Origin of the sequence: Streptomyces sp. HUAS TT7 (genome assembly GCF_051550175.1) — a bacterium.
GTDB lineage: Bacteria > Actinomycetota > Actinomycetes > Streptomycetales > Streptomycetaceae > Streptomyces.
In genome coordinates this window covers 5,542,373-5,563,316 of record NZ_CP196175.1, presented here as the reverse complement: position 1 = coordinate 5,563,316, position 20,944 = coordinate 5,542,373, and the positions used below count along the sequence as shown (strand labels likewise).

Genomic DNA, 20,944 nt, shown 5'->3' with positions numbered 1-20,944 from the left:
GGGCTCAGCCGAACGAGGCCGCGCTCAGCCACTGGTCGAGCACGGCCGCCTCGCCGAGGACCTCGACGGTCGGGTGGTCGGTGGGCAGCCGGCGGTAGAAGACACGCAGGACGTCGGCGAGGGGGCCGCGCAGCGCGACCGTCGCCTTGTCGTGGGCCCGGCGCCAGGTGAAGCCCGCCTCGCCGATCTCGATGAGCCACTCGGCGCCGGGGGCGTCCGTGGCGTGCAGGTGCAGGGACTGGCCGGGCTCGCCGAGCGGGGTCTCGGAGCGCTTGAACGCCCGGGCGAAGTCGATGATGCCGAGCCATTCGTCGAGGGCGTCGGCCGCCACGTCGGCGGGCAGCGTGTACGCCGCGCCCACCGCGCCTGCCGCGTCCGCGCGGTGCACGACGGTCTCGTGGACCATCCGGCGCGACCAGAACGAGGCGGTCGTCGTGCCTGCCCAGGACCAGACCTCCAGGTCGGGCCCGGCGTCCCGCAGCGCGGTGGCACAGAGCCCGACGCCCTCGGCGAGCCAGGCGTCCAGGGCGGCCGGGTCGTCACTCTCGGGCCCGCGGCCGGCCACCTGCTTCGGCGAGACGGGCTCCATGGCCTTGGTGCTCACGATGTGGTGGACCCAGCGGTGGGCCCCGCCTACGTGCGTGGCGAGTTCGCGCAGCGTCCAGTCGGGACAGGTCGGCACCTTCGCCGAGAGGTCCGCACCGGACAGGTGGGACCTCAACTCGGCGGTCTGGCGGACGAGTTCGTCGCAGTACGTCGCATGTTCAAGGGTCATGGAGCCACCCTAGGGGACCCCGGTCACGACCCGCTGGACACCCCTGTGCACCGCCTCAGGCCTGCGCGTCCTCGGGGATGCTGACCAGCCAGCGGGTCTCGCGGCGCGGCCGCAGGTACAGCGCCCAGTACAGGGTGGCGACCGCGGTGATGCCGCCGGTCCACAGCAGGTACTCGGTCTCCTGCTGGGTCAGGATGTAGGCGAGTACGGCGATGAGGAGGACCGGCACCGCGGGCCACAGCGGCATCCGCCAGGCCGGGACGTCCTTGTGCGAGCCGCGCCGGCAGAGCAGGGCGGCGACGGCGACCAGGAGGTACATGGCGGTGACGGAGACGCCGGTGACGCCGTAGAGGGTGTCGAGCTTGACGAAGCACAGGGCCGCGCCGGGGACGCCGACCAGGAGGGTGGCCACCCACGGGGAGCCGAACCGGCCGAGCCGGGACAGGCCCCGGTTGACGGGCTCGGGCCAGGCCTTGTCGCGGGCGGAGGCGAACAGGACGCGGGAGTTCTGGATGACCATGACGATGCCCGCGTTGATGATGGCGAGGGCGACGCAGAGGCTGACGAAGGTGCCGACCGCGGAGTTCGACCACGCGGTGACCATCTCGCTGAGGTTGCCGCTGGTGAGGGCCGCGAGGTCGGGGGCGCCCATCGTGATGGCCACGACGGGCACCAGGATCACGGCGGTCGAGATGGCGAGGGTGGCGAGCACGGTGCGGGCGACGTTGCGCCGCGGGTGCTCCAGCTCCTCCGACAGGTACACGGCGGTCGAGAAGCCCTGGGTGATGAAGAGGGCGATGGCGAGTCCGGAGATCACCATCATGGCGGTGACCGTCGAGGGCGTACCGCTGTCGGTGGCGACAGAGCCGTGTACGAGGGCCGAGGCGCCGCGCTCGCTGTGGGCGAAGCCGAGCAGGGCCACTACACCGGCGGCGACGACCTCCAGTACGAGGAAGATTCCGGTGATCCAGGCATTGGCGCGCAGGTCGAGCAGGCCGGCCAGGGTGGCGAGCAGCATGACGCCGGCGCCGGCCAGCGGCGCCGGGATGTGCACGATCGGCGCGAGGTAGTCGGCGGTGCCCATCGCGATGACGGGCGGCACGATCATCACGACGAGCAGCGAGAGCACGAACACCAGCCAGCCCGCGAGCCGCCCCGCCATCGTCGACACCATGGCGTACTCGCCGCCCGCGCTGGGGATGAGGGTGCCCAGCTCCGAGTAGCAGAACGCGACGCCGATACAGAGCAGCGAGCCGATCGCGATGGTGAGGGCGGTGTAGGTGCCGAGGGTGGCGAAGAGGTCGGGCACGACGACGAACAGGGTGGAGGCGGGCGTCACGCAGGACAGCGTGAGGAGGGTGCCGCCCACGACGCCGATGGAACGCTTGAGCTTCTGCGGGGTGGGGCCGGTCGCGGGGGCGAGCGCCTGAGGGGCGCTGAGCGTTTCCGTCATCGTGCGGTTCCGATCGACTGGTGCGGCTGTGAAGCGCGGGAGCGGTATCGCCTCCAGAGGCGGGGTGGTGAAAGTGATGCGGCGGCTCCCGGGTGGACGTCATGGAATCCTTCGGAGAACCGCAGGTCAATAGGGGGTTACCTGCGGAATCCGAAGATCCGGCGCGGGAGTACGCCGGTTTTCGGCGTTAAGGACGTGTCAAGCCATGGAGTTCGCCCGGTACGGGAACCGCAGCGCGCGGGCCGAAGTTCGTCGGCAACTTTCCGCGGTACGGACGCGTACGGACGTGTGCGGAGGCTCCGGGGCCGCTCGATTCGGCCGGGTACGGCGACGGCCGCCGCCCGCACCCCTTCCTTCGGGGGCGGACGGCGGCCGTGGCGGATCGGGCGATCAGTGGTTCCGCGGGAACCCCAGGTCCACGCCCGCCGGGGCCTCGGACGGGTCCGGCCAGCGAGTGGTGACGACCTTGCCGCGGGTGTAGAAGTGCGTGCCGTCGTTGCCGTAGATGTGGTGGTCGCCGAAGAGCGAGTCCTTCCAGCCGCCGAAGGAGTGGTAGCCCACCGGCACCGGGATCGGCACGTTCACGCCGACCATGCCGGCCTCGACCTCCAGCTGGAAGCGGCGGGCCGCCCCGCCGTCCCGGGTGAAGATCGCGGTGCCGTTGCCGAACGGCGAGGCGTTGATCAGCGCCAGGCCCTCCTCGTACGTCTCGGCGCGCAGCACGCACAGGACCGGGCCGAAGATCTCGTCGCGGTAGGCGTCCGCCGAGGTCGGCACGTGGTCCAGGAGGGACAGGCCGATCCAGTGGCCGCCCTCGAAGCCCTCGACCGTGTAGCCGGTGCCGTCCAGGACGACGGTGGAGCCCTGGGCGGCGGCGCCCGCGACGTAGGAGGCGACCTTGTCGCGGTGGGCCGCGGTGATCAGCGGGCCCATCTCGGAGGACGGGTCGTTGCCGGGGCCGATCTTGATCTTCTCGGCGCGCTCGCGGATCTTCTCCACCAGCTCGTCACCGATCGCACCCACCGCGACGACCGCGGAGATCGCCATGCAGCGCTCGCCCGCCGAGCCGTACGCGGCCGAGACCGCGGCGTCGGCCGCCGCGTCCAGGTCGGCGTCCGGCAGCACCAGCATGTGGTTCTTGGCGCCGCCGAGCGCCTGCACCCGCTTGCCGTTGGCGGAGGCGGTGGTGTGGATGTAGCGGGCGATCGGGGTCGAGCCGACGAAGGAGACCGCGGCGACGTCCGGGTGGGCGAGCAGCGCGTCGACGGCCACCTTGTCGCCGTGCAGGACGTTGAAGACGCCGTCGGGCAGGCCCGCCTCGGCGAGCAGTTCGGCGATCTTCATCGACGCCGACGGGTCCTTCTCCGAGGGCTTCAGGACGAAGGTGTTGCCGCACGCGATGGCGAGCGGGAACATCCACATCGGCACCATCGCCGGGAAGTTGAACGGCGTGATGCCCGCGACGACGCCCAGCGGCTGGCGGATGGAGGCCACGTCCACCCGGCTGGATACCTGCGTGGACAGCTCACCCTTCAGTTGCGTGGTGATGCCGCAGGCCAGGTCGACGATCTCCAGACCGCGGGCGACCTCGCCGAGCGCGTCCGAGTGCACCTTGCCGTGCTCGGCGGTGATCAGCTCGGCGATCGCGTCCCGGTTCGCGTCGAGCAGCGCCCGGAACTTGAAAAGGACGGTGGTGCGCTGGGCCAGCGAGGACGTGCCCCAGGTCGCGTACGCCGCCTTCGCGGTGGCCACGGCCTGGTCCACCTCCTCCACCGACGCGAAGGCGACCTGCGTCGTGACCGCGCCGGTCGCCGGGTCGGTCACCGGGCCGAAGCTTCCCGACGTGCCCTCGACGCTCTTGCCACCGATCCAGTGGTGGACGGTCTTCGTCATGTCCAAGTGCTCCTTCACAGATGACGGCGTCGGGCGGTGACGTGCCGTGCGTACTCCTCGCGGGCCGCGACCGCCGACGTGCGGGTCGCGGTCTCGGCCACGGGCACATCCCACCACGCCTGGGCCGGGGGCGGGCCCGACACTGTGTCGGGCGTTTCGGTCTCCACGTAGACACATGTGGGGACGTCGGCCCGGCGCGCTTCGGCGAGGGCTTCTCGCAGGTCACGCACGGTTTCGGCGCGAAGTACACGCATCCCGAGCGAGCCCGCGTTGGCCGCCAGGTCGACCGGCAGCGGATCGCCGCCGTACGTCCCGTCCGCCGCGCGGAACCGGTACGCCGTGCCGAACCGCTCACCTCCCACCGCGTCCGAGAGCCCGCCGATCGAGGCGTACCCATGGTTCTGGAGGATCACCACCTTGATGGGGATGTTCTCCTGCACGGCGGTGACGATTTCGGTCGGATTCATCAGATACGTACCGTCACCGACCAGCGCCCACACCGGCCGCCCGGGTGCCGCGAGGGCGACTCCGATGGCCGCGGGGATCTCGTAGCCCATGCAGGAGTAGCCGTATTCGACGTGGTACTGGTCGCGTGAGCGGGTCCGCCACAGCTTGTGGAGGTCGCCGGGGAGCGAGCCAGCCGCGTTGATCAGGATGTCGTCCCCGGTGACCAAGGTGTCGAGTACGCCGAGGACTTGGGCCTGGGTGGGGCGGGCACCGTCGGACACCGGGGTGTAGGCGGCGTCCACCCGCGCCTCCCACTCCCCCTTCAACCGCGCGCACTCGGCCTCGTACGCGGCCGGTACTCGGTATCCCTTCAGCGCCTCGTGCAGCGCGGCGAGGCCGGTGCGGGCGTCGCCGACGAGTTGCCGGCCGCCCATCTTGTGCGCGTCGGCGGGGCGGACGTTGAGGTTGACGAAGCGGACGTCGGGGTTCTGGAAGAGGGTGGCGGAGGCGGTCGTGAAGTCGGTCCAGCGGGTGCCGACGCCGAGCACCACATCGGCGGTGCGGGCCAGCTGGTCGGCGGCGGCCGTGCCGGTGTGGCCGATGCCGCCGACATCGCGGGGGTGGTCGTGGAGCAGCGCGCCCTTGCCGGCCTGGGTGCTCGCGACCGGGATGCCGGTGTCCTCGGCGAACGCGCCGAGCACGTCCTGAGCGCGGGCGTGCCGCACCCCGCCGCCGACGACGACGAGCGGCCGCTCGGCCCGCCTCAACTCCCCTACCGCGCCCGCCAGTTCATCGGCGTCGACGACCGGGGCCCGAACCGGCCACACCCGCTCGCGGAAGAACTCCTCCGGCCAGTCGTACGCCTCCGCCTGGACGTCCTGCGGCAGGGCGAGCGTGACCGCGCCCGTGTTCGCGGGGTCGGCGAGGACGCTCATCGCGTTCAGGGCGGCCGGGATCAGCGCCTCGGGGCGGGTGATCCGGTCGAAGTAGCGGGAGACCGGGCGCAGGCAGTCGTTGACCGACATGTCGCCCGCGTACGGGACTTCGAGCTGTTGGAGCACCGGGTCGGCGGGGCGGCCGGCGAAGATGTCGCCGGGCAGGAGCAGCACCGGGAGGTGGTTGATGGTGGCCAGGGCCGCGCCCGTGACGAGGTTGGTGGCACCGGGCCCGATGGAGGTGGTCACCGCATGGGCGGAGAGCCGGCCGGACTGGCGGGCGTAGCCGACGGCGGCGTGCACCATGGCCTGCTCGTTGCGGCCCTGGTGGAAGGGCATGGCGTCGGGCCCGGATTCGAGGAGCGCCTGCCCGAATCCGGCGACGTTGCCGTGTCCGAAGATGCCCCAAGTGGCCGCGATCAGGCGGTGGTTGACCCCGCCGCAGGCGGTGTACTGGCGGGCCAGGAAGGCGATCAGCGCCTGTGCGGTGGTGAGGCGGCGCGTCGTACCGGTCACTGGTATCCCTCCACGTGATCGGGGTGGAAGGAGATCTTCCACTCCCGTTCCTGCCCCGGGCCCGCCATCACGTTCAGGTAGTACATGGCGTTGCCGGGCTGGGCGATGGACGGCCCGTGCCAGCCGTCCGGAACGAGCACCGCGTCGCCGGTGCGCACCTCGGCGAGGAGGTCGGCACCGCCGTCGCGGGACGGCGAGATCCGCTGGTAGCCGTAGCCGCCGGGCCGCTCGAACTCGAAGTAGTAGATCTCCTCCAACTCGCTCTCCTTGCCCGGCAGTTGCTCGTCGTGCTTGTGCGGCGGGTACGAGGACCAGTTGCCGCCGGGCGTGATCACCTCGACGGCGATCAGCCGGTCGCAGGCGAAGGCGTCCGCGGCGGCGAAGTTGCGCACCGTACGGGAACAGTTTCCGGAGCCCCGGGCTTCGACGGGTACCTCCGGCGCGGGGCCGCGGCGAGCGGGGAGTCGTCGCTCGCACCGCGCTCCTGCCAGGGCGAAACGGCCTCCCGCGCCGGAGGTGATCTGGGTGTGCGCGTCACGCGGCACATAGGCGAAGTCGGTCGGCCCGTCGAACACGCCCTTGCGACCGTGCAGTTCGGCAGACAGGCCATCGGTGCGCACCGTACAACCACCGCTGAGCGGCACCACGAGCCACTCGCTGTCCCCGGCGTCCAGCAGGTGCGAGCCGCCGGGCGGCAGGGTGAGCACGCGCAGGGAGGAATAGCTCCACCCCGCCCGCTCGGGGTCGATGTCGACGGCGTACGCATCGCGGGCTGCGTCCCCGGCCCGTACGAGCAGTCCTTGGTGATCCATGTCCGGCTCCTATCCCCTACAGCAGTCCGACGGCGGTGTCGACGGCCGCCGCCACATCGCCGTCGGCCGGGTAGAGCAGCGAGCGCCCGGCGACCAGGCCCTGCACGGTGGGCAGGCGCAGCGCTCCGCGCCACTTCTCGAAGGCGGCGTCCTGGTCGTCCCCTATGTCGCCGCCGAGCAGCACCGCGGGCAGCGTACTGGTGGCCATGACCTCGGCCATGTCGTCCGGGTTCTCGGTGACGGGCACCTTCAGCCAGGTGTAGGCGGAGGTGCCGGCCAGGCCCGAGGCGATGGCGATGGACCGGGTGACCGCCCCGGCGGAGAGATCATGACGAATCCGCCCTTCCCGCCGCTGGCAGATGAACGGCTCGACGAACACCGGGAGTTGACGCTCGGCCATCTCGTCGACGGCCCGGGCGGCGGCGTGCAGCGTGTCGAGCGAACCGGCGTCCTCGTAGTCGATCCTGAGCAGGAGCTTGCCCGCGTCGAAGCCGAGCCGCTCCAGGTCCTGGGCGCGGTGGCCGGTGAAGCGGTCGTCGAGTTCGAAGGCGGCTCCGGCGAGGCCGCCGCGGTTCATGGAGCCGATGACGACCTTGTCCTCCAGGGCGCCGAGCAGGAGCAGGTCCTCCAGGACGTCGGCGCTGGCGAGCACGCCGTCGACGCCGGGCCGCGACAGGGCGAGCCGGAGCCGGTCGAGCAGATCGCCCCGGTCGGCCATGGCGAGCCCGTTGGCGCCGACGCCGAGCGCGCCCCGGGCCGGATGGTCGGCGGCGATCACCATCAGCCGCCCGCCGTCGCCGCGGAGCAGCGGTCTGCGCACCCGGCGGGCGGCGGCCTCGGCGACGGCTTCGGGGTGGCGGGCCCGCAGCCGCGCGAGCCCGGCGGGCCCGAGGTCGGCGCTCACACCCGGCCGCCTTCCAGTACGCGCTCGACCTCGGCGGGGTACGGCATGGCGGAGGAGCAGGCGAGCCGGGACGCGACGATGGCCCCGGCGGCGTTGGCGTACCGCACTACACGGAGGAGGTCCCAGCCGGCGAGCAGCCCATGACAGAGCGCCCCGCCGAAGGCATCGCCCGCACCGAGCCCGTTGACCACGTCGACCGGCACGGGCGGCACCTCGGCGACGGCCCCGTCCCGGTGCACGGCGAGCACACCCTTGGGCCCCTGCTTGACGACGGCGAGCTCGACCCCGGCGGCAAGCAGCGCGTCAGCCGCGGCCCGGGGCTCCCGCTCGCCGGTGGCAACCTCGCACTCGTCGATGTTGCCGACGGCGACGGTGGCGTGGCGCAGGGCCTCGCGGTAGTAGGTGCGGGCGACTTCGGGGGCTTCCCAGGCTGCGTTTTCCCAAAACATGGGCCGCCAGTCGAGGTCGAACACGGTGGCCACCCGCCCGGGGGCCACCCGCACCCCCAACGCCGCCAGCGTCGCGCTCCGACTGGGCTCCGCGCACAGCCCCGTCCCCGTCACCCAGAAAATCCGCGCCGCCCCAATCGCCGCAAGGTCCAACTCCCCTTCCCGCAGCTCCAGATCGGGCGCCTTGGGCAGTCGGTAGAAGTACAGCGGGAAGTCGTCCGGAGGGAACACCTCGCAGAAGGTGACCGGCGTGGGCAGCCCGTCCACAGGGGTGGCCCAGCGCGCGTCGACCCCGAACTCGCCCAGTTCCGTACGGAGATACTCGCCGAAGGGGTCGCGCCCGGTGCGGGTGACGACGGCGGTGCGGCGGCCGAGCCGGGCCGCGGCGACGGCCACGTTGGAGGGCGAGCCGCCCAGGAACTTCCCGAACGAGCTGACCTTCGCCAGCGGCACCCCGGTCTGCAGGGGGTAGAGGTCGACGCCGATCCGCCCCATGGTGATCAGGTCGTAGGCAGCGTCGCGCTCGGCGCCGTACGCAGAGTCGTACCCGTGGCCGTTCTCGCTGCCGTACGAAGCCTCGTCCATGCACGTCCCCTCGGGTCGCCGCGTCGCCGATGACCCCAGGTCTAGCCGTCGCCCACCACCCCTGTCAATCTTTTGTCCTTACATTCGGACGTGGCCTTGACACTCCTCCCGCGCCCCCGGAAGGCTGGCCCCCATGACGACGGCGAAGACCCGCATCCGGATCGGTTCGGCCCCCGACTCCTGGGGCGTCTGGTTTCCCGACGACCCTCGCCAAGTCCCCTGGCAGCGCTTCCTGGACGAGGTCGCGGGCGCGGGCTACCGATGGATCGAACTCGGACCGTACGGCTATCTCCCCACCGACCCGGCGCGCCTCGCCGAAGAGACCGCCGCACGCGATCTGCGGGTCTCGGCCGGGACCGTCTTCACGGGGCTGCACCACGGCCCGGCGGTGTGGGAGAAGACCTGGGCGCACGTGTCGGACGTGGCCGCGCTGGCACAGGCCACCGGCGCCCGGCACCTGGTCGTCATCCCCTCCTTCTGGCGCGACGACAAGAGCGGCGAGGTCCTGGAGGACAGCACGCTGACCGCCGCGCAGTGGCGCGATCTCGCCGGTCAGACCGAGCGCCTGGCCCGCGAGGTGCGGGACCGGTACGGCCTGCGCGTCGTCGTGCACCCGCACGCCGACACCCACATCGACAGCGAGGAGAACGTGGCCCGCTTCCTGCACGCCACCGACTCCGACCTGGTCTCGCTGTGTCTCGACACCGGGCACTACGCGTACTGCGGCGGCGACAGCGTCAAGCTGATCGAGACGTACGGGGAGCGGATCGGCTACCTCCACCTCAAGCAGGTGGACCCCGGGGTCCTTGCCCAAGTCCGCGCCGCCGGAACGCCGTTCGGGCCGGCCGTGGCGCAGGGCGTGATGTGCGAGCCGCCGCACGGCGTGCCCGCGCTCGAACCGGTACTGGCCGCGGCCCAGGACCTGGACGTCGACCTGTTCGCGATCGTCGAGCAGGACATGTACCCCTGCGATCCGGACAAGCCCCTGCCGATCGCCGAGCGCACCCGCGCGTTCCTCCGCTCGTGCGGGGCTTGACATGGCCCTGGGCATCGCCGTCATCGGCACCGGCCGGATGGGCGCCGACCATGTGCGCCGGATCGACTCCGTCATCGGCGGCGCCCGCGTGGCCGCCGTCGCCGACCTGGACCTGGAGCGCGCCAGCGCGGTGGCGGCGGGCATCGAGGGGTGCGCCGTCCACACCGACCCGGCGGCCGCGATGGCCGCGCCCGGCGTGGACGCCGTCCTCATCGCCTCCTCGGGCCCGGCCCACGAGGCGGCCCTGCTCGAAGCCTTCGCGCGCGGCCTGCCGGTCCTGTGCGAGAAACCGCTGACCCCCGACCCGGCCGGCACCCTGCGCGTCATGGAGGCCGAGCAGCGCCTGGGCCACCGCCTGGTCACGGTGGGCTTCATGCGCCGGTACGACGCCGAGTACCAGCGACTCCGACTCACCCTCGAACAGGGCGAGTTGGGCCGCCCGCTGATGCTGCACTGCCGCCACCGCAACGCCCAATCGCCCTCCTTCTTCACCACCGAGATGCTGATCCGCGACTCGGTGGTGCACGAGGCGGACGCCACCCGCTGGCTGCTCGGCCAGGAGATCACCGCCGTTCAGGTCCTGCGCCCGCGCCCCACCTCGTACGCCCCGCAAGGCCTCGGCGATCCCCAGCTGGTCCTCTTCGAGACGTCCGGCGGCGCGGTCGTGGACGTCGAGATCTTCGTCAACTGCGGCTTCGGGTACGAGGTGCGCTGCGAGGCGGTGTGCGAGCGCGGGACCGCCTCGATCGGCGAGAGCGGCGGGCTCGTCACGCGGGCGGCGGGCCGGGCGGCCCACGACGTCCCGCAGGACTTCACGATCCGGTTCGCCGAGGCGTACGACCGCGAGGTGCAGGCCTGGGTGGACGCGACGAGGCACGGCCGCACCGAGGGAGCCAGCGCCTGGGACGGCTGTGCGGCGGCGCTGGTCTGCGAGGCGGGGGTGCGGGCACAGGAGTCGGGCGGGCGGGTCGCGGTGGAGCTGCCGGAGCGCCCGCCCTTGTACAAGTAGCGGCCGCCGGCCGGGGATGTCACCCATCTGCCCCAACCACCCTTGTTCATCGCATGCGTTACAAGCATCCGGCTCCCGTCACACATGTCTCGATTACACGGGTCTTGCGTCACAGGCGGTCGACAGGGGCTCCCCCGGCCTCACTCTCCGTCGTTGAACGGGCACAGGCTGAGTGATCGCCAAGCGTTCGCGTCGCAGCTCCCCCGACGGCCTTCCGGTCGCCGCTGCGGCGTACGCAGGGAGGTGCCCCGCATGACCGACCGAAGGCTCTGGTCCTACAAAGAAATCGCCGCGCACATCCGGGTACAGCCGGACACGGTGCGCTCCTACCGCAAACACGGACTCCTGCCGGGGCCGGACCTGGTGGAGAACGGCAAGCCGTACTGGTTCGCGGACACGATCCGGGCGTGGGTCGCCCAGCGGCCCGGCAACAGGGGCCGCCGCGCGAAGTGACCCGGGCGCACCGATGCGGGCGGTTCCATCGTTATCACCCCGAATCACCCCAACCGCGTCCGAGTAGGCTCGCCTAATACCCCCTAGGGGTATAGTCTGCAGTGTGTGAGGGCGCCTCGGTCCCCCCTTGGCCCCCTGATGCACCATGGATCCGTACGCCCGCGAAGAGGAGAACGCCATGACCGCCGAGATCGAGACCCCCGTAGCGACCGGTTCCTGCTGCTCGCCCGCCGGAGGCTGCCAGGGTGACGGGGCGACCGACGTCCAGGTGGGCGCCGTCACCGCCGTCTACAAGGTCTCCGGCATGACCTGCGGCCACTGCGAAGGCGCGGTGTCCGATGAGATCTCCGAGATCGAGGGCGTCAGCTCGGTGAAGGCCGTCGCCGCGACCGGCGAGGTCACCGTCGTCTCGGCGGCGCCGCTCGACGAGGAGGCGGTCCGTGCGGCCGTCGACGAGGCGGGCTACGAACTGGTCGGCCGCGCCTGACCCGGAGGGCATCCCCTCCGCTTCTCCCCCGTCGGGCCGCACCCGGCCGGCTTCCCGCCGGTACCGTGCGGCCCGGCCCGCTTTCTGGAGCCCCATCGTGCCAACCACCACCCCGTCCCACGTGGTCGAACTCGCCATCGGCGGAATGACCTGCGCGGCGTGCGCGGCCCGCGTCGAGAAGAAGCTGAACCGGATGGAGGGGGTTTCCGCCACGGTCAACTACGCCACGGAAAAGGCGAGGGTCGCCTGCGGCGAGGGGGTGGGGGTGGGCGACCTCGTGGCGACGGTGGTGAAAACGGGGTACACCGCCGAGCCCCTGAACCCCCGGGGCTCCGCCCCGGCCCCCGGCGCAGATTCGACTGCGGGCCACGGGTCCGCTGTGCCCACCCTTCCCCAAGGTCTCGACTTCGCTCGACCGGGGGAGACCCCAATCGCCCTGCGGAACGATTGCCCACAGCGTGAGGAGGTGGAGGAGCCCACCTCACCTGATTCAGCGCTGGTCACGGCAACTTCAGCCCGTCCGGCGTTTGAGGACGAGCGCCGTTCAGGCGCGAACGGGGGTCTGGGGGCGGAGCCCCCAGGGGGCACCACCCGGCCGCACCCGGGAGACGACCGCAGCACGACGCGGCTGGCCGCGCTGAGAGGGCGGCTGATCGTATCGGCCATCCTTTCCGCGCCCGTCGTCGCGCTGGCGATGATTCCCCCGCTCCAGTTCGACAACTGGCAATGGCTCAGCCTCACCCTCGCCGCCCCCGCCGTCATCTGGGGCGGCCTCCCGTTCCACCGGGCCGCGTGGGCCAACCTCAAGCACGGCTCCGCCACGATGGACACCCTCGTATCCACCGGCACGCTCTCCGCGTTCGGCTGGTCGCTCTGGGCGCTCTTCTTCGGTACCGCGGGCATGCCCGGCATGCGGCACGGGTTCAGCTTCACCACCAGCCGCGGGGACGGCGCCGGAACGATCTACCTCGAAGTCGCCGCGGGCGTCGTCACGTTCATCCTGCTCGGCCGCTATCTGGAGGCCCGCGCCAAGCGGAAGTCCGGCGCCGCCCTGCGTGCCCTGATGGAGCTGGGCGCGAAGGACGTCGCCGTGCTGCGCGGCGGGGCCGAAGTGCGCATCCCCGTAAGCCAGTTGCGTACCGGGGACCGCTTCGTCGTACGGCCCGGCGAGAAGGTCGCCACGGACGGCACCGTCGTCGAGGGCGCCTCGGCGGTCGACGCGTCGATGCTGACCGGCGAGTCCGTGCCGGTGGACGTGGGCGTGGGCGACCCCGTCACCGGGGCGACCGTGAACGCCGGGGGCCGGATCGTCGTCGAGGCGACCCGCGTCGGCGCGGACACCCAGCTCGCCCGCATGGCGCGCCTGGTGGAGGACGCCCAGAACGGCAAGGCCCAGGTGCAGCGCCTCGCCGACCGCATCGCGGGCGTCTTCGTGCCGGTGGTGTTCGCCATCGCGCTCGCCACCCTGGCCGCCTGGCTCCTGGTCACCGGCGACGCCACCGCCGCCTTCACCGCGGCCGTGGCCGTACTGATCATCGCCTGCCCGTGCGCGCTGGGCCTGGCCACCCCGACCGCCCTCATGGTCGGTACGGGACGGGGAGCCCAGCTCGGCATCCTGATCAAGGGCCCGGAGGTCCTGGAGTCGACCCGCCGGGTGGACACCGTCGTCCTCGACAAGACCGGCACGGTGACCACCGGACGCATGAGCCTGTACGGGGTCCACGTCGCCGAGGGCATCGACGAGAAGCAACTCCTGCGCCTGGCCGGTGCCCTGGAGCACGCCTCCGAGCACCCCATCGCCCGCGCGATCGCGGCCGGCGCCCAGGACCGGGCCGGGGTGCTGCCACCGGCCGAGGACTTCCGCTCGCTGCCCGGCCGGGGCGTGGAGGGCGTCGTCGAGGGCCGTCGCGTGTACGTGGGCCGGGACGGCGCCCTGGAGCTGCCGCCCGAGCTCGCCGCGGCCAAGGGCGCCGCCGAGGCCCAGGGGCGTACCGCCGTCACCGTCGCCTGGGACGGGGTCGCCCGGGGCGTGCTGACCGTCTCCGACACCGTGAAGGAGACCAGCGCCGAGGCCGTCGCCCGGCTGCGGGCGCTGGGCCTCACCCCGGTCCTGCTCACCGGCGACCACCACGGCGTCGCCACAACCGTGGCCGCGGAAGTCGGTATCGAGGCGGCCGATGTGTACGCGGAGGTCCTCCCCGAGGACAAGGCCGCCGTCGTCAGGCGCCTTCAGGCGCAGGGCCGCACCGTCGCCATGGTGGGGGACGGCGTCAACGACGCGGCCGCTCTGGCCGTCGCCGATCTGGGTCTCGCCATGGGCACCGGCACGGACGCCGCCATTGAGGCCGGCGATCTCACCCTCGTACGCGGTGACCTGCGGGTTGCCGCCGATGCGATCCGATTGTCCCGCCGGACCCTGGCCACGATCAAAGGCAACCTTTTCTGGGCATTCGGCTACAACGTGGCCGCCGTCCCCCTGGCCGCCGCGGGCCTGCTGAATCCGATGATCGCGGGTGCGGCTATGGCGTTCTCGTCGGTGTTCGTGGTAACCAACAGCCTACGGTTGCGTTCCTTCACCTGACCTCCACAAAGAGATCTAGATCACAGAGGTTTTGAGGTAACCATCGGGAGGGGTCGGGAGTCTAAGTGGGCGATGCCGAGGACGTCTTGGGGGACGTCCATGGAATGTCTTGGGGGACGTTCCAGGCAACGCGTTGGCCGGGGCACGTACGTCGGGAGCTTTGAGCGGCCCACCCGACAGGTACGTACCCCGGCAGACCGCCTAGACCCCCGGCTCGGATCCCGTGGGGGGAATCCGCACCGGGAAACAGGGAAGCGCCCCGATTGCCGACCCGTGGGGGGATCGGCAGCGGGGCGCTTTCCGACTTCTGACGCCGAACTGCCCGGCAGCTACCGGGAGTTCAGCTCGTACAGGATGCTCAGCGGGCCTCGACCGGCACGAAGTCCCGGAGAACCTCGCCCGTGTAGATCTGGCGCGGGCGGCCGATGCGGGAGCCGGGCTCCTTGATCATCTCGTGCCACTGGGCGATCCAGCCCGGGAGACGGCCGAGCGCGAACAGGACCGTGAACATCTCGGTCGGGAAGCCCATGGCGCGGTAGATCAGACCCGTGTAGAAGTCCACGTTCGGGTACAGGTTGCGCGAGACGAAGTACTCGTCGCTCAGCGCGTGCTCTTCGAGCTTCAGCGCGATGTCGAGCAGCTCGTCGGACTTGCCGAGCGCCGACAGGACGTCGTGCGCGGCAGCCTTGATGATCTTGGCGCGCGGGTCGAAGGACTTGTACACCCGGTGGCCGAAGCCCATCAGGCGGACGCCGTCCTCCTTGTTCTTCACCTTGCGGATGAAGGAGTCCACGTCGCCGCCGTTGGCCTGGATGCCTTCCAGCATCTCCAGGACGGACTGGTTGGCACCGCCGTGCAGCGGGCCCCACAGCGCCGAGATGCCGGCCGAGATCGACGCGAACATGTTGGCCTGCGAGGAGCCGACCAGACGCACGGTGGAGGTCGAGCAGTTCTGCTCGTGGTCCGCGTGCAGGATCAGCAGCTTGTCAAGGGCCGAGACGACAACCGGGTCCAGCTCGTACTCCTGGGCCGGCACCGAGAACGTCATGCGCAGGAAGTTCTCGACGTAGCCGAGGTCGTTGCGCGGGTAGACGAAGGGGTGGCCGATCGACTTCTTGTACGCGTACGCCGCGATCGTCGGCAGCTTGGCGAGCAGCCGGATCGTGGAGAGGTTGCGCTGCTTCTCGTCGAACGGGTTGTGGCTGTCCTGGTAGAAGGTGGACAGCGCGGAGACCACCGAGGACAGCATCGCCATCGGGTGGGCGTCACGCGGGAAGCCGTCGAAGAACCGCTTGACGTCCTCGTGCAGCAGCGTGTGCCCGGTGATCTCGCTCTTGAAGCTGGAGAGCTGGTCGACGGTCGGAAGCTCGCCGTTGATCAGCAGGTATGCGACCTCGACGAAGGTCGAGCGCTCCGCCAGCTGCTCGATGGGGTACCCGCGGTAGCGCAGGATGCCCTGCTCACCGTCCAGGTAGGTAATGGCGGATTTATAGGCGGCCGTGTTGCCGTATCCGCTGTCGAGGGTGACCAGTCCGGTCTGGGCTCGGAGCTTCCCGATGTCGAAGCCCTTGTCGCCGACGGTGCTGTCGATCACCGGGTAGGTGTACTCGCCATCGCCGAACCGCAGTACTACAGCGTTGTTCGCGTTCTCGCTCACGTCATCCCTCACCGACGTAGTGCCTCTTCTTCGAGGTGCCCTGACTGTCTCTACCATCCCCCATTTGGCTCAGCAGAGTGCACTCGGGGTCGCCCATTGGGCTTATTCACGGCACTCAGTGCCGCTCAACCTGCTCATCCTGCCCCGTTCGCCCCAGTTACGAAAGCCCTGGGTGATCTTTCACACCAAAGTGCCCCCTGCCAGCCGGTGAGCGAGTGCGGTAAAGCGTCTGCCTGCGGAAACGGTACGCACCGCCTGGCCGATGGCCTTGCGGGACCCCACCAGGACGACGAGCTTCTTGGCGCGCGTCACCGCCGTGTAGAGCAGATTGCGCTGGAGCATCATCCAGGCGCCGGTGGTGACGGGGATGACGACGGCCGGGTACTCGCTGCCCTGGGAGCGGTGGATCGTCACGGCGTAGGCGTGGGCCAGCTCGTCCAGCTCGTCGAAGTCGTACGGCACCTCCTCGTCCTCGTCCGTCAGGACCGTCAGGCGCTGGTCGTCGAGGTTGAGCGCGGTGACCACGCCGACGGTGCCGTTGAAGACGCCGTTCTTGCCCTTCTCGTAATTGTTGCGAATCTGGGTGACCTTGTCGCCGACGCGGAACACCCTTCCACCGAACCTTTTCTCCGGCAGGTCCGGCCGGGCGGGGGTGATCGCCTGCTGGAGCAGACCGTTGAGGGTGCCGGCGCCGGCCGGGCCCCGGTGCATCGGGGCGAGCACCTGGATGTCGCGGCGCGGGTCGAGCCCGAACTTCGCCGGGATGCGCCGGGCCGCGACGTCGACGGTGAGCCGGCCCGCGTCCTCCGTCTCGTCCTCCACGAAGAGGAAGAAGTCGTCCAGGCCCGAAGTGATGGGCTGCGTACCGGAGTTGATGCGATGGGCGTTGGTGACTACGCCGGACTGCTGGGCCTGCCGGAAGATCCGGGTCAGCCGCACGCTCGGGACGGGACCGCCCTCGGCGAGCAGATCGCGCAGCACCTCCCCGGCGCCGACCGAGGGCAGCTGGTCCACATCGCCCACCATCAGCAGATGGGCACCTGGTGCCACCGCCTTGACCAGCTTGTTGGCGAGCAGCAGGTCGAGCATGGAGGCCTCGTCGACGACGACCAGGTCCGCGTCCAGCGGCCGGTCCTTGTCGTACGCCGCGTCGCCGCCCGGTTTCAGTTCCAGCAGGCGGTGCACGGTGGAGGCCTCGGCGCCGGTCAGCTCGGCCAGGCGCTTGGCGGCCCGGCCGGTCGGGGCGGCGAGCACGACCTTGGCCTTCTTGGCGCGGGCGAGCTCCACGACCGAGCGGACCGTGAAGGACTTGCCGCAGCCCGGGCCGCCGGTGAGGACCGCGACCTTGCTGGTCAGGGCCAGCTTGACGGCCTCCTGCTGCTCGGGCGCGAGCTCGGCTCCGGTGCGCCCGGCGAGCCAGCCGAGCGCCTTGCCCCAGTCGACTCCGGCGAAGGACGGCATCCGGTCCTCGCCGGTCCGCAGCAGCCGCCCGACCTGGGCGGCCAGCGACAGCTCGGCCCGGTGGAAGGGCACGAGGTAGACAGCGGCGACGGGCTCGCCCCCGTCCGGCCCCGGCACCTTCTCCTTCACCGCACCCTCTTCGGCGATGAGCTCGGCAAGACAGTCGATGACGAGCCCGGTGTCGACCTGGAGCAGCTTCACCGAGTCGGCGATCAGGCGCTCCTCGGGGAGGAAGCAGTGGCCCTGGTCGGTGGACTGGGACAGCGCGTACTGCAGGCCCGCCTTCACGCGCTCCGGGCTGTCGTGCGGGATGCCGACGGCCTGGGCGATCCGGTCGGCGGTGAGGAACCCGATCCCCCAGACGTCAGCGGCGAGCCGGTAGGGCTGGTTCTTGACGACGGAGATCGAGGCGTCTTCGTACTTCTTGTAGATGCGGACGGCGATGGAAGTGGAGACGCCGACCCCCTGCAGAAAGACCATGACCTCCTTGATGGCCTTCTGCTCCTCCCAGGCGGCGGCGATCTTCTTGGTCCGCTTGGGCCCGAGGCCCGGAACCTCGATCAGGCGCCCCGGGTCCTGCTCGATGATGTCGAGGGTGTCGGCGCCGAAGTGCTGGGTGATGCGGTCGGCGAAGACCGGGCCGATGCCCTTGATCAGGCCGGAGCCGAGGTAGCGTCGGATGCCCTGGATGGTGGCGGGCAGCACCGTCGTGTAGTTCTCGACGGTGAACTGCTTGCCGTACTGGGGATGGGAGCCCCAGCGCCCCTCCATCCGCAGCGACTCCCCCGGCTGCGCGCCGAGCAGCGAGCCGACCACCGTGAGGAGGTCGTTGCTGCCCCGGCCGGTGTCGACGCGCGCGACGGTGTAGCCGCTCTCCTCATTGGCGTACGTGATCCGCTCAAGGACCCCCTCCACCACCGCCGTACCCGTGAGACTCGACATGCCCCGACGCTACCGTCCCGCACTGACAGTGCGGACAACACGGCTGTGGACAACGGGAGTCAGGGCCCGGGGCGCTTTGCGGAGGGAAATTCAAGGGGGCCCGGTCCGTCGACCGGGCCCCTTGTTTTCCCTCCCCGTCAGCGCTTCCCGAAATCCCCCCGGATCCCTCCCCTGAAGCACTGACGCCCCTTAGACCTCCGTCACCCCGGAAGGGTTGCACGACTGCGGGCAGTAATTTTTCCCGGCCTCCGAGGTGCTGACGTAGCGGGGTGAACGTAGCGTTTGCCGCATGAGCGACAATTCCTTCGAGCAGGACGTGCTGAACGAGCTGGGGGACGACGGGCTCCAGCGGATCGCCGGGCTGCTCGGTACGGATGCGGCGGGCGCGCAGGACGTGGTCGGTACGACGATGTCGACGCTGGCGGGCGGGCTGCCGCCGGAGACCACGCAGGAGGTCCGCCAGGCGGTGGCCGAGTCCCCACCGGAACCACCTCCGGAGGAGGCCCCCTTGCAGGGCGTGGCCACGCTCGGCGGCGGACTCGGCGGGATGCTGAGCGGCGGTCTTGCGGCCGGGGTGCTCGCGAAGGCGGCCCGGCCGGTCGCGAACGCGGTGGCCAAGAAGACGGGGTTGCCGCCGGCGACGGTGGCGAGGGCCCTGGAGGTGCTGCTGCCGGTGGCGCTGGCGGTGCTGACAAAGCGGGCGGCGTCGAAGTCGGCGGCCCCGGGTGCGGCGGAGGGTACGGCACCCGGCGCGGGTGGGGGCGGCCTGGGTGAGCTCCTGACCCAGATCCTGGGCGGCGCGAAGAAGTAGCCACCACCGCCGAGAATGCCGCACTCCCGCACGGACGCCGTGCCCGGGCCCGTACGGGAGTAGGGGCTCAGCCGCGCAGAAACCCGTCCCCATGAGTGGCGATGTGGGCCTCCAGGGCGGAGAGGGCCTGCTGCGTGGCGTCCGGCGTGCCGCTGCCGCGTCGCTCGGCGTAGTACGCCGCGCCGAGTTTCTTCAGCAGGTCGTTTCCGGCGCGCTGCTGCTGGACTTCGTCCACCTTCTGCTTGCCCTGGTTCAGGGCGCTCTGGGCCTGCTCCTTGGCCCGGTCGAGAAAACCTGCCATTGACTGCCTCCGATCGTGTTCCGGGATCACTTCCCCCATCGCTGCGGCGCATGCCCAGGCGTACGCCCGATTGGCTGCGGGGTGGGGGGGGTGCGCTGGGGCTCCGCCCCAGACCCCGGATGCCCCCACCCCGCCCCTTCCCTAGACCCGCCGGGGGTTGGAAAGGGGTGAAGCCGGGTTTCCTGGGGCTCCGCCCCAGACCCCGTTCGCGCCTAAAGGGCGCTCGTCCTCAAACGCCGGACAGGCTGAAGATGCCGGTGCGGGCCAGCACCGACCCTGCCAGGGGCGCGAGGAACTGCGCAAACAGGCGCCCACCCCCCTCAACCCCCCACCCGCACCGCCCCCGTAGACCCCCGAACCATCAGCTCCCCGTGCACCGTCGCAATCCCCCCGGGCGGTGCCGGTTCCAGGCCGAGGGCGAGGCGGCCCGCCCTCGCGCCCGCCTCGGACAGCGGCAGACGGACCGTCGTCAGCGCCGGGACGGCATCCGCGCTGAAGGGGAGGTCCACGAAGCCCGCCACCGAGACGTCCCCGGGGACGGAGAGCCCCCGGTCGCGCAGCGCCGCACACGCCCCCAGCGCCACCGTGTCGTTCGCGGCCACCACAGCCGTCAACTCCGGCTCCCTGCGCAGGAGTTCAAGCGTCGCGTCGTAGCCCGAGCGGCGGTCGTAGGAGCCGTGGACCACCAGGTCGCCCTGGCGGAGGCCGGCCGCCGCCAGGGCGGAGCGGTGGCCCTCCAGGCGGTGCCGGGTCGTCGTGCGCTCCGCGGGGCCGGCGACGTAACCGATCCTGCGGTGGCCGAGGCCGATGACGTGGTCCGTCAGGCGCCTGCTCCCGCCCCGGTTGTCGAAGGCGAGGGTCGCGGTGACGCTGTCGCCGGGCAGCGGCGGCCGGCCGCACAGCACGATGCGGGTGCCCGCGTCCGCGAGCCGCGCGAGCTTCGCGCCGACCGCTGCCGCGTGCTCCGGGTCCTCAAGGGCGCCCCCGGTGAGGATGACGGCGGCCGCGCGCTGGCGCTGAAGCAGCGTCAGATAGGTGAGTTCGCGCTCCGGCGAGCCGCCGGTGTTGCAGATGACGGAGAGCTTCTCGCGGGCGCCGCGCTCCTCGCCGATCGCCGCCTGGGCCGCGCCCGCCATGATGCCGAAGAAAGGGTCGGCGATGTCGTTGACCAGGATGCCGACCAGGTCCGACGTGGCCGCGGCCAGCGAACTCGCGGGCCCGTTCAGGACGTAGTCCAGCTCGTCGACCGCGCGCAGCACCCGCTCCCGAGTGGCCGCGGCCACCGGATAGTTGCCGTTCAGGACCCGCGAGACCGTCGCCGGGGACACCTGGGCCCGGGCCGCCACATCCGCCAGGGTCGCTGTCATCTCTGCCTCCGAAACGCTCGGGCCGTGATCGCGCCGTTCAAGCTTCCGGCCTCTTGTCCGAGGCGCTGTG

At 71.3% G+C, this 20,944-nt stretch carries 17 protein-coding genes; 6 read left to right on the top strand and 11 right to left on the bottom strand.

Annotation, left to right across the window (positions count from 1 at the left end):
- Positions 1 to 4 precede the first annotated feature (4 nt).
- From ACSHXC_RS25145 to iolC, 7 genes are all read right to left on the bottom strand, one after another.
- Positions 5 to 775 (bottom strand): maleylpyruvate isomerase family mycothiol-dependent enzyme, encoded by a 771-nt coding sequence (locus ACSHXC_RS25145; protein ID WP_438293757.1) that lies wholly within the window; start codon positions 773 to 775, stop codon positions 5 to 7.
- A gap of 55 nt (positions 776 to 830) precedes the next feature.
- Positions 831 to 2,228: an APC family permease gene (locus ACSHXC_RS25140; RefSeq protein ID WP_438293756.1), complete on the bottom strand. Its 1,398-nt coding sequence runs from the start codon at positions 2,226 to 2,228 to the stop codon at positions 831 to 833.
- Positions 2,229 to 2,618: 390 nt separating this feature from the next.
- Positions 2,619 to 4,121 (bottom strand): CoA-acylating methylmalonate-semialdehyde dehydrogenase, encoded by a 1,503-nt coding sequence (mmsA, locus tag ACSHXC_RS25135; protein WP_438293755.1) that lies wholly within the window; start codon positions 4,119 to 4,121, stop codon positions 2,619 to 2,621.
- A 14-nt stretch (positions 4,122 to 4,135) separates the two neighbouring features.
- Positions 4,136 to 6,025 carry a 3D-(3,5/4)-trihydroxycyclohexane-1,2-dione acylhydrolase (decyclizing) gene (iolD, locus tag ACSHXC_RS25130; protein WP_438296810.1) on the bottom strand — a complete coding sequence of 630 codons (1,890 nt, stop codon included), beginning with the start codon at positions 6,023 to 6,025 and terminating at the stop codon, positions 4,136 to 4,138.
- Complete coding sequence (iolB, locus tag ACSHXC_RS25125; protein WP_438293754.1) at positions 6,016 to 6,831, bottom strand: 5-deoxy-glucuronate isomerase; 816 nt, start codon at positions 6,829 to 6,831, stop codon at positions 6,016 to 6,018. Before iolB ends, iolD begins: the two co-directional genes overlap by 10 nt.
- Positions 6,832 to 6,847: 16 nt before the next feature.
- Positions 6,848 to 7,735, bottom strand: a complete 888-nt coding sequence (locus ACSHXC_RS25120) for a Cgl0159 family (beta/alpha)8-fold protein (protein ID WP_438293753.1) — start codon at positions 7,733 to 7,735, stop codon at positions 6,848 to 6,850.
- Positions 7,732 to 8,769 carry a 5-dehydro-2-deoxygluconokinase gene (gene iolC / locus ACSHXC_RS25115; protein ID WP_438293752.1) on the bottom strand — a complete coding sequence of 346 codons (1,038 nt, stop codon included), beginning with the start codon at positions 8,767 to 8,769 and terminating at the stop codon, positions 7,732 to 7,734. The genes ACSHXC_RS25120 and iolC overlap by 4 nt, the downstream gene beginning before the upstream one ends.
- 133 nt (positions 8,770 to 8,902) lie before the next feature.
- Between iolC and ACSHXC_RS25110 the strand changes: the two genes are divergently transcribed.
- The 5 genes from ACSHXC_RS25110 (at position 8,903) to ACSHXC_RS25090 (ending at position 14,335) form a co-directional block, all read left to right on the top strand.
- The gene (locus ACSHXC_RS25110; protein WP_438293751.1) at positions 8,903 to 9,805 is read left to right on the top strand and encodes a sugar phosphate isomerase/epimerase family protein; all 903 of its coding nucleotides are present in this window, start codon (positions 8,903 to 8,905) and stop codon (positions 9,803 to 9,805) included.
- A 1-nt stretch (position 9,806) separates the two neighbouring features.
- A complete protein-coding gene (locus tag ACSHXC_RS25105) occupies positions 9,807 to 10,814 on the top strand; it encodes a Gfo/Idh/MocA family protein (RefSeq protein WP_438293750.1) in 1,008 nt (335 codons plus the stop codon).
- A gap of 252 nt (positions 10,815 to 11,066) precedes the next feature.
- Positions 11,067 to 11,267 carry a MarR family transcriptional regulator gene (locus ACSHXC_RS25100; RefSeq protein ID WP_438293749.1) on the top strand — a complete coding sequence of 67 codons (201 nt, stop codon included), beginning with the start codon at positions 11,067 to 11,069 and terminating at the stop codon, positions 11,265 to 11,267.
- Positions 11,268 to 11,445: 178 nt separating this feature from the next.
- Positions 11,446 to 11,754 (top strand): heavy-metal-associated domain-containing protein, encoded by a 309-nt coding sequence (locus tag ACSHXC_RS25095; RefSeq protein ID WP_438293748.1) that lies wholly within the window; start codon positions 11,446 to 11,448, stop codon positions 11,752 to 11,754.
- Between the two features lie 145 nt (positions 11,755 to 11,899).
- Positions 11,900 to 14,335, top strand: coding sequence for a heavy metal translocating P-type ATPase (locus ACSHXC_RS25090; RefSeq protein WP_438296808.1), 2,436 nt, complete (start codon positions 11,900 to 11,902; stop codon positions 14,333 to 14,335).
- A 358-nt stretch (positions 14,336 to 14,693) separates the two neighbouring features.
- On the opposite strand, the gene ACSHXC_RS25085 is transcribed toward ACSHXC_RS25090, so the two are convergent.
- Together ACSHXC_RS25085 and recD2 are read right to left on the bottom strand one after the other, a co-directional pair.
- Positions 14,694 to 15,992 carry a citrate synthase gene (locus ACSHXC_RS25085; protein WP_438293747.1) on the bottom strand — a complete coding sequence of 433 codons (1,299 nt, stop codon included), beginning with the start codon at positions 15,990 to 15,992 and terminating at the stop codon, positions 14,694 to 14,696.
- Positions 15,993 to 16,172: 180 nt separating this feature from the next.
- Positions 16,173 to 18,395, bottom strand: coding sequence for an SF1B family DNA helicase RecD2 (gene recD2, locus ACSHXC_RS25080; protein WP_438293746.1), 2,223 nt, complete (start codon positions 18,393 to 18,395; stop codon positions 16,173 to 16,175).
- Positions 18,396 to 18,684: 289 nt separating this feature from the next.
- On the opposite strand from recD2, the gene ACSHXC_RS25075 reads away from it, so the two are divergent.
- Complete coding sequence (locus ACSHXC_RS25075; protein WP_438293745.1) at positions 18,685 to 19,206, top strand: DUF937 domain-containing protein; 522 nt, start codon at positions 18,685 to 18,687, stop codon at positions 19,204 to 19,206.
- A gap of 67 nt (positions 19,207 to 19,273) precedes the next feature.
- Here the strand turns inward: ACSHXC_RS25075 and ACSHXC_RS25070 are convergent, their stop codons facing one another.
- Both ACSHXC_RS25070 and ACSHXC_RS25065 read right to left on the bottom strand, forming a co-directional pair.
- Positions 19,274 to 19,507 carry a hypothetical protein gene (locus tag ACSHXC_RS25070; protein ID WP_438293744.1) on the bottom strand — a complete coding sequence of 78 codons (234 nt, stop codon included), beginning with the start codon at positions 19,505 to 19,507 and terminating at the stop codon, positions 19,274 to 19,276.
- Between the two features lie 320 nt (positions 19,508 to 19,827).
- Positions 19,828 to 20,874 (bottom strand): LacI family DNA-binding transcriptional regulator, encoded by a 1,047-nt coding sequence (locus ACSHXC_RS25065; protein WP_438293743.1) that lies wholly within the window; start codon positions 20,872 to 20,874, stop codon positions 19,828 to 19,830.
- Positions 20,875 to 20,944 lie beyond the last annotated feature (70 nt).